General features: G+C 34.3%; 11 protein-coding genes. 10 read left to right on the plus strand and 1 reads right to left on the minus strand.

Translation table 11 applies throughout. The features are described 5' to 3' along the window. Positions 1–29: 29 nt before the first annotated feature. The gene (locus tag CGC58_RS04805) at positions 30–1,658 is read right to left on the minus strand and encodes an acyl-CoA carboxylase subunit beta (protein WP_095895464.1); all 1,629 of its coding nucleotides are present in this window, start codon (positions 1,656–1,658) and stop codon (positions 30–32) included. Between the two features lie 219 nt (positions 1,659–1,877). Between CGC58_RS04805 and CGC58_RS04810 the strand changes: the two genes are divergently transcribed. The 10 genes from CGC58_RS04810 (at position 1,878) to CGC58_RS04850 (ending at position 13,110) form a co-directional block, all read left to right on the plus strand. Beyond that, a complete protein-coding gene (locus CGC58_RS04810; RefSeq protein ID WP_095895466.1) occupies positions 1,878–3,575 on the plus strand; it encodes a right-handed parallel beta-helix repeat-containing protein in 1,698 nt (565 codons plus the stop codon). Positions 3,576–4,077: 502 nt separating this feature from the next. Continuing rightward, complete coding sequence (locus CGC58_RS12895; RefSeq protein WP_262482467.1) at positions 4,078–4,209, plus strand: hypothetical protein; 132 nt, start codon at positions 4,078–4,080, stop codon at positions 4,207–4,209. Between the two features lie 668 nt (positions 4,210–4,877). Beyond that, on the plus strand, positions 4,878–5,867 hold the full coding sequence (locus tag CGC58_RS04815; protein ID WP_095895468.1) for an SDR family oxidoreductase: 990 nt from the start codon (positions 4,878–4,880) through the stop codon (positions 5,865–5,867). Between the two features lie 18 nt (positions 5,868–5,885). Next, the gene (locus CGC58_RS04820; RefSeq protein ID WP_095895470.1) at positions 5,886–7,169 is read left to right on the plus strand and encodes a nucleotide sugar dehydrogenase; all 1,284 of its coding nucleotides are present in this window, start codon (positions 5,886–5,888) and stop codon (positions 7,167–7,169) included. Positions 7,170–7,333: 164 nt separating this feature from the next. Next, on the plus strand, positions 7,334–7,678 hold the full coding sequence (locus CGC58_RS04825) for a serine O-acetyltransferase (RefSeq protein WP_198540758.1): 345 nt from the start codon (positions 7,334–7,336) through the stop codon (positions 7,676–7,678). Between the two features lie 389 nt (positions 7,679–8,067). Further along, positions 8,068–8,370, plus strand: coding sequence for a serine O-acetyltransferase (locus tag CGC58_RS04830; protein WP_198540759.1), 303 nt, complete (start codon positions 8,068–8,070; stop codon positions 8,368–8,370). Further along, positions 8,357–9,805, plus strand: a complete 1,449-nt coding sequence (locus CGC58_RS04835; RefSeq protein ID WP_095895472.1) for a lipopolysaccharide biosynthesis protein — start codon at positions 8,357–8,359, stop codon at positions 9,803–9,805. Before CGC58_RS04830 ends, CGC58_RS04835 begins: the two co-directional genes overlap by 14 nt. Beyond that, positions 9,802–11,163 carry an O-antigen polymerase gene (locus tag CGC58_RS04840; protein WP_157909192.1) on the plus strand — a complete coding sequence of 454 codons (1,362 nt, stop codon included), beginning with the start codon at positions 9,802–9,804 and terminating at the stop codon, positions 11,161–11,163. Before CGC58_RS04835 ends, CGC58_RS04840 begins: the two co-directional genes overlap by 4 nt. Then, positions 11,160–12,314 carry a glycosyltransferase family 4 protein gene (locus CGC58_RS04845; protein WP_095895476.1) on the plus strand — a complete coding sequence of 385 codons (1,155 nt, stop codon included), beginning with the start codon at positions 11,160–11,162 and terminating at the stop codon, positions 12,312–12,314. The genes CGC58_RS04840 and CGC58_RS04845 overlap by 4 nt, the downstream gene beginning before the upstream one ends. A gap of 7 nt (positions 12,315–12,321) precedes the next feature. Further along, positions 12,322–13,110 carry a glycosyltransferase family 2 protein gene (locus CGC58_RS04850; protein ID WP_095895477.1) on the plus strand — a complete coding sequence of 263 codons (789 nt, stop codon included), beginning with the start codon at positions 12,322–12,324 and terminating at the stop codon, positions 13,108–13,110. The last annotated feature ends 313 nt before the right edge of the window (positions 13,111–13,423 follow it).

Consider the following 13,423-nt stretch of genomic DNA (forward strand, 5'->3'; position numbering starts at 1 on the left):
TATATTATATGTTTAAAAAAATCAATTCGCTATACTTGCAAAACTCCTAAATTAAACGGTTTTTCGATGGGAGCGTGATTAGCGGCTTCAATGCCCATTGAAATCCATTTGCGAGTTTCGAGCGGGTCGATAATGGCGTCTGTCCACAATCGGGCGGCGGCATAATAGGGTGAAATCTGTTCATCGTATTTCGATTTTATCTTATCGTACAAAATCTGTTCTTGTTCTTTGCTGATTTCTTCTCCTTTGCTTTTAAGTGACGCTGTTTCAATCTGCAACAACACTTTTGCAGCTTGCGCTCCTCCCATCACGGCGATATTTCCGCTATGCCACGAAACAATTAAACGAGGGTCGTACGCCTTTCCGCACATTGCGTAATTTCCTGCACCATAAGAGTTTCCGACTACAATCGTGAATTTAGGAACCACCGAATTTGCCACTGCATTTACCATTTTAGCTCCATCCTTAATGATACCGCCGTGTTCGGATTTCGAACCAACCATAAAGCCCGTAACATCTTGCAGAAACACCAACGGAATTTTTTTCTGATTGCAATTAGCAATAAACCGAGTGGCTTTATCGGCACTGTCGGAATAAATCACCCCACCAAACTGCATTTCTCCCTTCTTGGTTTTGACCACTTTACGTTGATTAGCAACTATTCCCACCGCCCAACCGTCAATTCTGGCATATCCGGTGATGAGCGTTTGCCCGTAACCAGCTTTATACTCATCAAACTCAGAATTGTCCACCAAACGAAGGATAATTTCCATCATATCAAATTGTTCCGCTCTCGACTTAGGCAGAATTCCATATATTTCCTCAGGATTTTTCAACGGTTTTTGATCTTCAACACGATTGAACCCCGCTTTTTCATACGTCCCGATTTTTGCCATCGTTCGTTTGATTCTGTCCAAGGCATCTTTATCGTCTTTCGCTTTAAAATCGGTCACTCCACTGATTTCGCAGTGTGTAGTTGCTCCACCAAGCGATTCATTATCAATATCTTCCCCAATAGCAGCTTTTACCAAATAACTTCCTGCCAAGAAGATACTTCCCGTTTTGTCCACAATTAGGGCTTCATCACTCATAATGGGTAAATACGCCCCGCCGGCAACGCAACTTCCCATAACGGCAGCAATTTGAGTAATTCCCATACTGCTCATTATCGCATTGTTACGGAAAATTCGCCCGAAGTGTTCCTTATCGGGAAAAATTTCGTCCTGCATTGGCAAGTACACGCCCGCACTGTCCACCAAATAGATGATAGGCAGGCGATTTTCAATGGCAATTTCCTGAGCACGAAGGTTTTTCTTTCCCGTGATAGGAAACCAAGCTCCTGCTTTTACGGTAGCATCATTCGCCACTACAACACATTGTTTTCCAGACACATACCCAACTACAACAACCACACCAGCCGACGGACAGCCACCGTGTTCGGGATACATTCCTTCACCTGCAAACGCCCCAATTTCGATATATTCTTTGTCTTTATCTAAAAGATATTCAATGCGTTCACGAGCCGAAAGTTTACCTTGACTGTGTAATTTCTCAAGACGCTTTTTACCTCCGCCTTCCTTTACTTTGGCTAATCTTCGACGTAATTCACTCAGCTCAAGTTTGTTAAAATCTTCATTGATATTAAATTGAACATTCATAAATCCTTATTTTCAATTTTTCGGGCGAAAATACAAAGAAAGATTTAAACAGCCGAAAAAGGTAAGTGAAATCTGCCGATAATACTCAATATTGCAAAAAAAGAAGTTTCTAAAAAGTTGAGATTTCATCAATGCTATATGTCACACATTTTGTTTATTAGATAATTTTGCATAGTTTTGCCCCACAAATTAATTTTTTAAAATCTAAATAAATAGCAAATGAAAAAAAGAATTATTACTTCACTTTTATTTTTAGGAATTGTACCCATTATAGTTTTTGGAGGAAGTTCTTGTACTTTTGAAGATGTTCTTGAACACGCCAATGAAAAACACAAAGAACTTAATGAAAATATTAATGATAGAGAATATGATTTTATAATTACTCCTGACAACGTAACAGGAGATTTTAGAACATTTTTTCAGAATGTGGTCAGAGCATATAATAACGTACTAATAAAGGATGGGACATATGAGATAGAATTAGTTAATGGGTTTGGGGTTTTTCCTAAAAATGGATCAACCATTACTTTCGAGAAAAACGCAAAAATAAAAGTTAAGCCCAATAGTCTCGAGGTTTATTCTGTGATAGATTTGAGAGGAAAAAAAGACATAACACTAATTAATCCCAATCTAGAGGGTGATAAATATACACATTTAGGAAAAACGGGACAGTGGGGATTTGGCATACATGTTGCAAACTGTAAAAATATTGTTATAAAAAATGCATATGTCACAAAATTCTGGGGAGATGGAATCTATCTAAGAAACTGTGAAAATGTTAAAATATACAAACCCTATCTACCAGATAATAGACGTCAAGGTTTATCCATACTATCTGGTAAAGACATAGAAATACATGACTTGGTCGCAGAAGACACAGGAGGGCAAAACCCTGGTTATGGAATAGATATAGAACCTGATTGGAATGGTGACAGCGTCACAGGATTGCGAATATACAGACCAATTGTTAGAAACAATGGAAATGGCACGTACTATACTGGAGGGATTAATCTCTCAACGCACAAATCACACATTCTTAAGCCAGAAAAAACAACTTTTTCATATTCCTACTTTGAGATAGATATTTTTGATCCAATTTTTGAAGGCGATGCCCTTATGATTTCCGCTTACACCAACTATGTAAAAGGTCACATCAAAATATACAACCCAACTTTTTACAAGGCAAAAAACACTGCAGTCTATATACACAATCACCAATCAGATAACTTTACAACAGAAATTATCAATCCTAAATTTATCGATTGTGTAACATCAACGAAACAGTCAATTTACTTAGCTCCAATACTTTTTGACTGTAGTAATTTAGCAGTGAAAAGTACTGGCACAAAAAACATCAAAATCACAAACCCTATTATTGAAGCGTCAGAAAGAGCTACTTATAAACTAGCTGCTATTCGAAACATCACTGCAAACACTTTTAAAGAAGACTTAAAAAATGTAACTATACAAAATTTAACAGTAAAAGGGTATGAAAAACCTTTCTACAACCACAGTGGAAACAGATTTACAAACTCAGATCTGCATAACACATTTTCTTTGACGATAAGTAAGGAAAGTGTACTTCCATCACTAAACGCAGAGCTCACTGTTTCAAAATCCCTTGACGGAATGGCGATAAATCATATTGATAGCACACAAGAAACCAAACTATATCTATCTGATGAAATCCCTATTTCGGGGTCTGAATTTTATTACCTCAACAACTCGGACAACAAAACTTCACTAAAAATCCTTTTTGGAACGAAAAGAAACCTTACAAAAAACCGCATAGAAAATTGGGGCACCACAAAATTTAGTGGCATTGAAGTACCTTTTGGTGGCTTTGTTAGATTGCGAAAAAACGATACTAATTCCTGGATAGTAACGAGTTCCTCAAAGAATTTAAAAGGAATTTAGGGAATTTTACAGCAGCATTACACATAGTATATCACTAACTAACCCATAGCCTAGTATAGTATCAATAGAATTGTGTTCTTATTTTTCGCAAAAAGTATTTTAACCAAAAATGATTGATTTATGTGAACATGTTGCAAGGCATGTAAAGTACTTTACATATCATAAATTGTTATTTTTTTCATAAAAGAAAAAAAAACGATAATCATACAAAAAAAACACATACCTTTGTAGCCGACATTAAATTCACTTTTATAAAAAGATGCTCTTATCGGTTCATCTTCTAACGTTGTGTATACAAACAAGTATTTGAAAATCAATTCAGGCAGTAAGAATATATGAATATAACATTGATAAGTTTCTCATTTAGAGGAATATAGGAGGCAATACCATAGCTTTTGACAGTACCTTAGTAACGCGAAAGATTGCCACTACGTTAAATGTAAGAGCTGGTTATGTTGATGGTAGTGATTCAAGGGAGATGTTGCCTTATAAAAAGCCAGCGATGAGACCAGAGGACATCATCCTTTTCGAACAAAAATACAAATTTGAGGTAGCTTCACATAGTGTAAATACCTCAATACAGAGGGAAACATCGACACCTCCTACAACAGATGAGGTGATTGAGCTACTCTAAAGGGCACCCATATTGGTCTTACCATATCCTAACTCAGAGTTAAATTTGAGAAATTTAAGTTCTTAAAAAAACGTTGGTCAAAGAAAAAGTTGATTATGTTTGAACATTTTTTCGAATAAAAATGAAATCCTTGAAGATTTTTTTCGCAAATCGACGCCTTGATATTCACCTGTTTTTTTCCTATGTACAGGCATGTCAAAAGACCATAATGAAGGTACAGACTGTATTTTTATTCTTTACGAATACTGAGTAGTATAACTTGGAAACAGGCTACTCTCTGATTAGAAAATATATATTAAAAAGAGGAATTCTTGACCTTGATTTTTCGTAGTATTGATAAAGAACCTAACAGTTGGAGTTGGGATCCTGATAACTTAATCAGGCTGTGTGATTAACATTATTGCTTTACAAAAAAAAGAAATCAAATAAATATATGTACCCCGAGAGATATATTTGGAAGTTTTTCTGAAATAAGAAAGACTAAACAAAAAGCTTTTGAAGGTAATTGTTTTTTTAAATTAATTATCAACAACGAGGTAAATCTTTATTTAAAACACTTTGGAGTCATTTGATTAATAAAACTTAAGTTTTCTCCAGCAACGTAATGTGTAACACAAATAAGATTTGATATTCACAAGATTTGATACATCTAAAAAATAATTTTAAGCATGTCTTTTAAAAATTTAACTGATAAAAAAGTTTTGGTTACAGGTGGAGCTGGCTTTATTGGTTCTAATCTTTCCGAAAAGCTGTTGGAATTAGGTGCTGTAGTAACTGTTTTGGATAATTTTGCCACAGGTCACAGACACAATATAGAACCTTTTTTGTCTAATAAAAACTTCACTTTGATTGAAGGCGACATCCGTGATTTAGAAACTTGTAGAAAAGCCTGTGAGGAACAAGAATTTGTGTTGCATCAAGCGGCTTTAGGTTCTGTTCCCCGTTCGATTAACGACCCAATTACGAGCAACGAGGTCAATGTAGGTGGCTTCCTCAATATGCTCGTAGCAGCGAGAGACGCAGGAGTAAAACGCTTGGTTTATGCCGCGAGTTCCTCTACTTATGGTGATTCTAAATCGCTACCTAAGGTAGAGGATGTCATCGGAAAACCTCTTTCTCCGTATGCGATTACCAAATATGTGAACGAGCTATACGCCGATGTATTCAAAAGAACTTATGATTTTGACACTATCGGATTGAGATATTTTAATGTGTTTGGTAGAAGACAAGACCCGAACGGTGCGTATGCGGCGGTAATTCCCAAATTTGTGATTCAGCTGATGAACCACCAATCGCCTACCATTAATGGCGATGGAACTTACTCTCGTGATTTTACATATATTGACAATGTGATTCAGATGAATCTTTTGTCGATAACTTCGGAGAATCCTGATGCTGTGAATCAAGTCTATAATACAGCGGTGGGAGACCGAACGACCATCAAAGATATGGCCGAATTGCTAAGGAAGTTTCTTGCCGAGTACGACCCTAAAATTGCAGAAGTAGAAATTCTAAACGGTCCTAATCGATTGGGTGATGTACCTCATTCTTTGGCTTCCATAGAAAAAGCACAGAAAAACTTAGGCTATCAGCCCTCTCATAAATTTGCAGAAGGGTTAAAGGAAGCCGTAGATTGGTATTGGAAAAATTTGAAATAATCATAAAAAAACTAAATAATGAAACACAAAATAGCAGTTATTGGATTAGGATATGTTGGTCTGCCATTAGCAAGACTTTTTGCCACAAAATATCCGGTAGTAGGATTTGATATTAACAGAGATAGAGTAGAAAAACTCAACCAAGGTCACGACGATACTTTGGAGGTTTCTGATGAATTGTTGCAGTCAGCTTTAGTGAAAGAGAATCCTTTCAAAACAGGAAATAATGGGCTTTTATGTTCAGCTGATCTAAAAGATATTGAGGATGCTAATATCTATGTGGTTACCGTCCCTACACCAGTGGATAAAAACAATCGTCCTGTGCTTACGCCTTTAGTAAAAGCCAGTGAAACTGTGGGAAAAGTACTGAAAAAAGGAGATATTGTAGTTTATGAATCAACGGTTTACCCAGGAGCTACTGAAGAAGATTGTATCCCTGTAGTAGAAAAAACTTCAGGAATGAAGTATAATGTGGATTTCTTTGCGGGATATTCACCCGAGCGTATCAATCCAGGAGACAAGGAACACACAGTAGAGAAAATTTTAAAAGTAACCTCGGGTTCTACACCAGAAATAGGAAAAATCGTAGATGATATTTACCAATCGGTCATTACAGCAGGTACGCATTTGGCTCCGACTATAAAAGTGGCTGAGGCGGCTAAAGTAATTGAAAACTCACAACGCGACATTAACATTGCTTTCGTTAATGAGTTGGCAAAAATCTTCAATTTGATGGATATCGATACCCACGCGGTATTAGCTGCGGCTGGCACGAAGTGGAATTTCTTACCATTCAAACCTGGCTTGGTGGGTGGGCATTGCATCGGTGTTGACCCATTCTACTTGGCTCAAAAAGCACAAGAGTACGGCTATCATCCTGAGATTATTTTGGCAGGAAGAAGATTGAACGACTCTATGGGCAAATATGTAGCTGAGCAAGTCGTAAAAGCGATGATTAAGAAAAATATCAACGTAAACGGGGCTGAAGTACTGATGTTAGGAGTTACCTTCAAGGAAAATTGCCCTGATGTTCGCAATACGAAAATTGTAGATGTGATTGCTGCTTTGGAAGATTTTGGTGTAAAAGTAACCATTTTTGACCCTTGGGCAAATCCAGAAGAGGTAAAGCACGAGTATGGTGTGGAAAGTACACAGAAATTGCCTGCTACAAAATTTGATGCCGTAGTTCTTGGAGTTGCTCACAAAGAGTTTTTGAAGTTGGAAATTAATAGATTAAGGAAAGAAAACTCTATAATTTATGATGTAAAAGGAGTTTTAGACATAGTAGATTCAAGATTATAGCTAATTTTCGAACCATATTCAGAAAATGTGTAATTAATTATAATAAATTGGTTTTTATGAGTATTTTTCGTCTAATAAGGGAAGAAAAGAGTTCATTGATGAAAATTTTTCGTTTAATGGAGTACCTTAAAGCAAAGAGAATTCCCGTCTTGCCTGGATTCTTCATGAGGTACATAAGGGTTGTTTATTCTTGTGATTTGCCTGTTAGTCTAAAATTAGGCAAAGGAGTTGTTTTGAAGCACAATGGATTAGGAGTTGTGATTCATCCTGATGCTATTATTGGAGAAAATACCCTTATCTATCAGAATGTTTCTATTGCGGGAAGAAATAACAGGGGGGTACCAACTATTGGCAAGAATGTCTTTATAGGCTGTGGAGCTTGTGTACTAGGAGGAGTAACGATAGGTGATAATGTTTCTATCGGAGCTAATAGTGTAGTCATAAATGATATTCCCGATAATGCCGTTGTTGTGGGAATACCAGGAAAAGTTGTAAAAATTAATGAATAACAGAAGACTTTTTAACTCATTTACGCCGTATTCTATACAATAAAATAAAAGTGTAACTTATTTCAGCAATTAAGTAATGTATCAATTTCAAGGGAAATGAATTCTAAAAAAATTGTGAATATTAATTGTTTAAAATGACAAACAAATTGCTAGCAATCAAAAGTTATTTTTGAAAGTTATCTTTTAATTTAAAACATAGCCTATAAAATATTAGATTAAAATTTGTGTTTATGCCATTTCTAAAAATATTTGAAGGAGATAGAGGTTCTATAATGAAAATATATCGCATTATGGAATATTTGAAACAAAAAAAAATACCTATTATACCAGGCCTCTTAATGAGATATATAAGAGTAATATATTCTTGTGAATTGCCTGTTGTTTCAAAGATGGGAAAGGGAGTATATTTTTTACATAGTGGCCTAGGAGTCGTAATTCATCCTGACGCCATCATTGGGGAAAGTACTATTATACTTCAAAATGTAACAATTGGAGGTCGGAATGATAAATTCGCTCCTACCATAGGAGAAAATGTTTTTATTGGGTGCGGAGCTTGTATTTTGGGCGGAATCACTATTGGAAACAATGTTATGATCGGGGCAAATGCTGTTGTCATAACAGACATACCTGATGGTTCTGTTGTTGTTGGTGTTCCAGGGAAAGTAGTAAAGACAATTAATGGAAAGCAGTAATATTTCGAATACAAAAATTGTATCAAGTTTTTCTTGGGTTTTAGTAGAGAGATTTGGATATAGTGGGATTAATTTATTAGCTACAATTGTTTTAGCTAGGCTTTTAACTCCTTACGAATTTGGTCTAGTTGGAACAGTGGCTGTCATTACTTCTATATCGAATATGATTGTAGAATCGGGGATGGGGGCTGCTTTGGTAAACAAAAAAAATGTTACAAAATTGGATTGTAATACAATGTTTACCTTTAATTTTTTTATGAGTATCTTTCTATATGCATTAATTTTTCTATTATCTCCTGCTATAGCCAATTATTTTGATGCCCCTATATTAGAGAATATTATAAGGGTGTTATCCCTAACCTTGGTGTTTAATGCTCTTACAATGGTTCAGAGAGTTATCTTAATAAAAAAATTGTTGTTTAAACAGCAATCTTTCATATCAATTACAGCTCTCTTAGTTTCTGTTGGTGTTTCAATCCTTTGTGCACTAAAGGGATGGGGTGTTTGGGCAATAGTTATTCAATTATTACTTTATTCAGGCGTGTACTCTATCATCATCTTTTTTGTTATAAGGTACATCCCAAGAGTACAATTTTCAAAAAAATCCTTTAAAGATTTAGTTGGATTTGGAGGGCGCATCATATTATCAGGAATGATTCAGGTTGGCTACAATGATATTATTTCTTCTGCCATTTCAAAAGTTTACACTATCCAAACGACTGGGTTGTACACTCAGTCACAAAAACTAATTAGTTTTCCAGTGTTTTTCTTTCGATCTTTATTTGATAGTGCTGCTTTTCCTATACTGTCAAAAACTACAAATAAAGGAGAGTTCAAGCTAATGTGTTCGCAGATAAATAGAGGAATTTACTTCTTAGCTTTTCCTCTGTTACTAATAATTCCTTTCAATGCGACCAGTATCCTGCACATTGTCTTAGGAGAACAGTGGATTCAAGCAAATAAGATTTTCACTATATTGAGCATTGGAGTAATAATTTCATTGATTGATAATTCTGCCTCCAACACACTAAAGTCTGCGGGAGAAGCTAAAGTTTTTCTAAGTATTGGCATCAGCAAAGCTATCATAGGGCTTTCGATCCTATCTGTAACATTCTTATTCCCTATAGATTTCGTGCTATATGGGATACTTTTCACAAACTTAATCACTAGTTTCATTAGTATCCATTATATAGATCAACTTACCCTTTACAAAATAAAAGACCAATTTAAAGACATCTTAATTCCTCTTTCAACAGCTTTCATTGCAAACTTGATAGCCTTTTTAGCATTTTGGTATATTGACTTTAAACATATAGCAATTAATTTGTCTGTTTACATTCTCATTATGCTCATAGTTTTCGTAATGCAATGCCTAGCATTAAACGTAAAAGAATTAAAGTTCATTATTCATAAAATAAAAAAACATCCGAGATGATCAACGTTAAATACATAGCTATCATTACAGGTATTATTTCTTCTTTTCTTTGCTTATTTGAGGTAGGAAATCCTCAATATAAAGCTATTTTTATTTTGCCCTTATGTTTTGGATTAATGAGTTCTATGTTCTACAAAATTTTTCTATTGTTGAAAAATAGCATTGTATTCAATTTATTCATGATTCAAGCCTTAATCCGTTACTGTATCATGCCGTATAAGGTATCTACGGGAGAATATATGACAGGTTTTCACTCATCAAATGGAGAGGTTGCTATATTCTTGATGCTTTTGGAAATCTTTTTTATTTTCGTTATACTAAATTTTGTCGCTCAAAAACAACAAACGTCGTTTATAAGTAGAACAAGTTACATTAAACCTATTAGTAGTTCTATATTTATATATTCATTGTTAATAGCTCTATTTTCATATATATACATTAGTGGCTACCTTTCTAAGGTTAACTTAGTTTGGAATTTAGGTTCTTTCGTACAAAAATATGTCGTAGACAGAGAAGAATTGAAGGATACTGGTTTTGCAGGAGTTTTATTTACCCCTCTCAAAACAATAGCAGCTATTTTTTTTATAGGTATGGTCTACAACAGTAAAAAAATATCAATAAACAAGAAAAAATATATCTACCTCATGATTATAGTCATGTCTTCTATTTTTATAATTGGAACAAGCAGATTAAGTATTATACATTTTGCGCTACCATTGCTTATTTTGGTAACATTTATGTTAGATAAGAAATCTTCTAAGAAACTTATTTTTGCATTTGGTTTATTCATCATACCTATTATCCTCATAGCTTCCATAGCTAAATTCACAAGGGGGGAGCAACAAGCAACAACAGAAAGTACTTTCAGCACATCTTCTTTAAATGCATATTTTGCAGGTCCTGGGAATGTTGCAACAGGTCTTGATGCCTATGGGGATTTAGTTATTAAAAATCATTCATTATTCTTTATAAATGATATGATACAAAATCTACCGGGTCTAGCAAAGTATTCATCTGACACCTACAAAACAAACGTTTTTTTTAACAAAGCCGTGTATGGACACTCTCTTGTAAGAGATCAAATTGTTCCTCTATCTGTTTCTGGAGTTTTTCATTTTGGTATTTTTGGAGGATTTTTATACGCTCCTTTATTTTTATTGATTTCCCTCTATATAGAACGGAAATCCTACAAAGAAACCTTTTTGGGATATAAGTATGTTTATATAACTTTATCCATAACTTTATCGATGATATTTATGCTAAACATTGGCAGCATGTATTTTGCTTTTGCCGTATCCCTATTATTTATTTATATGCCTTTTTACATAGTTAATTTTTTTGAAAAACTTAAATCATGAAAATAATATTTTTAGAAGCTGTTCAAAACTTTGGAGGAGCAAGAAAAAGTACAATTGAACTAGCTAAACGAATTCAATCATTAGGACATCAAGTATTAATTGTTGATTTTTGGGGATGTAATCAGCCCTTCGTACAAGAAACCAAATCTTGTCTATTAGAATTAAAGGTTCTCGACCCTAGAGAAAAACCACTGATTATAAGTAGTAAATCAAAACTAAAATATTTATGTAATGCTGTCAAATATTTTTTCCTTGAAAGAAAATATAAAAAAGAGTTTTCTAAAATAGTTGAAGAGTTTCGCCCAGATGTAGTTAATGTTAATAACACCAAATGTTTAAACATATTAGCATCTAATTCATTTTATAAGATTGAATTTTTTGCCAGAGGGTGGTTCGATTATAAGGGACTATCGCTATTTACAAAAAGAATTTTGAAAAAATACAAGCCTCAGTTTCTGACTGTTTCACAAGCCACACGACAAGCCATATTTACTGGAGGACTTACTAACTTAGAAAATATAAGAGTATTCGTCGACGTTATTGATTCAAACATTTTCAATCAATACACACCATCATATGAAAAACCTTTCAATGATGAAAACCCCATAAAATTATTGCATTCAGGTGGTTTTCTAAAAACAAAGGGGCAACACATATGTATTGGAGTCGCAAGGAAATTGAAAGAAATGAATATCCCATTTAAGATGTGTCTTACCGGTATAATCTACAAAGGAGAAGAGTCAGAAAAATATTATCACTATATATCGAATCTGATAAGCAAGTACGAACTACAAGATGAGGTAAAAATAGTTTTAGACCCTCCAAACATAATGGATTACTTTAGAGAAACTGATGTGTTAATACATCCCTCATGGACGGAAGGACTTCCTCGTGTTTGCTTGGAAGCAATGGCGTTCGGAAAGCCCATCATTGGCAACGCAGTTGGAGGTGTGACTGATGTCGTTATACATAATTTCACTGGGTTTATAACAGATTTCAATGATTTAGATCAATATACTGAATACGTAGTAAAATATCTGAAAAATTATGATTTATACAAATCTCATAGCAGTATGTCAAGACAACTCATAAAGCAGAATTATTTAGATTCTGATCAAATTCAAAATATCAAAAGAATTTATCCAATATAATAAAATTATGCTAGTATCAATAACTATACCTGTTTACAACAACTTAGAAGGTCTTGAACTTTCACTTAATAGCGTTATAAACCAATCATACACCAACTGGGAAGTTATCGTGGTAGATGATGGTTCAAAGGAAAATCACAAATGCATCGTTGACAAGTTCAATGATAGTAGGATTCTCTTTCACAGATTCGAAAAAAACAAAGGAAGACCTGTTGCCAGGCAAAAGACATTTGAAATGATGCGAGGAGATTTCTGTGCTTTCCTTGATGCAGGTGACTGCTATGAGAGCAATTTCCTAGAAAATGCAGTTAAGCATTTATCAAACAGCAGTTTATTGGGTGTCTCACAGACAATGAAAATTGTGTACAAAAATAATGTATACTACACCAGATACCAACAGGAAAAACCGATCAACATAAAATCACCCGCATATCAGAAGATGGGATTTGCCCCGACTGTTCTAAGAGCCGACATATGTAAAGATTATGTATTTGATCCTTCGTTAAAGTACTCTCAGGATAGACATTTCCTAAATTACGTAGCTACAAATTACGACGGTGAAATAATGTTGCTAAATTCTAATGGATACATATATAACCAAGGAGATGATAACATAAAAGTATCCACCACTTTCAAGAAGTATAAATATGATGGTTTAAGACTCTTCAAAGAGGGCAAATATGTTAAGGCATTCTTCAGATACATACAAGCGTTCTTGGGAGCTCTCTTACACTCAGTTTTCGGTTACGAATACTTGTTAGAAAAAAGATATGGACATAATAGCAAGAAAAAGTGATTCGCAGAGGTATATTGTACTCCAAAAAGAAAATAATTTAGCTACAAAAAAATTTAACAATGTTTCTGTATTAAAGGAAGTAGTATCTTTTTCTGACAGATAGATAAAGGTACAGATATTTCGTTTTATTCTAATTTATCTAAAGAAAAGAATTTCTGATTCTAGTGAAAATATCAACTCGCAATCATGAAGGATTTTAAAATTTTAGAACATTACAGAGAGTACCAATTATCAATGAAAACTCTCGAATCATAAACACTTTCAAATATTGTTGTTAATTTTTTATTAGTTAATCTTACACACTAGACAAAAT

Origin of the sequence: Capnocytophaga stomatis, assembly GCF_002302635.1 — a bacterium.
GTDB lineage: Bacteria > Bacteroidota > Bacteroidia > Flavobacteriales > Flavobacteriaceae > Capnocytophaga > Capnocytophaga stomatis.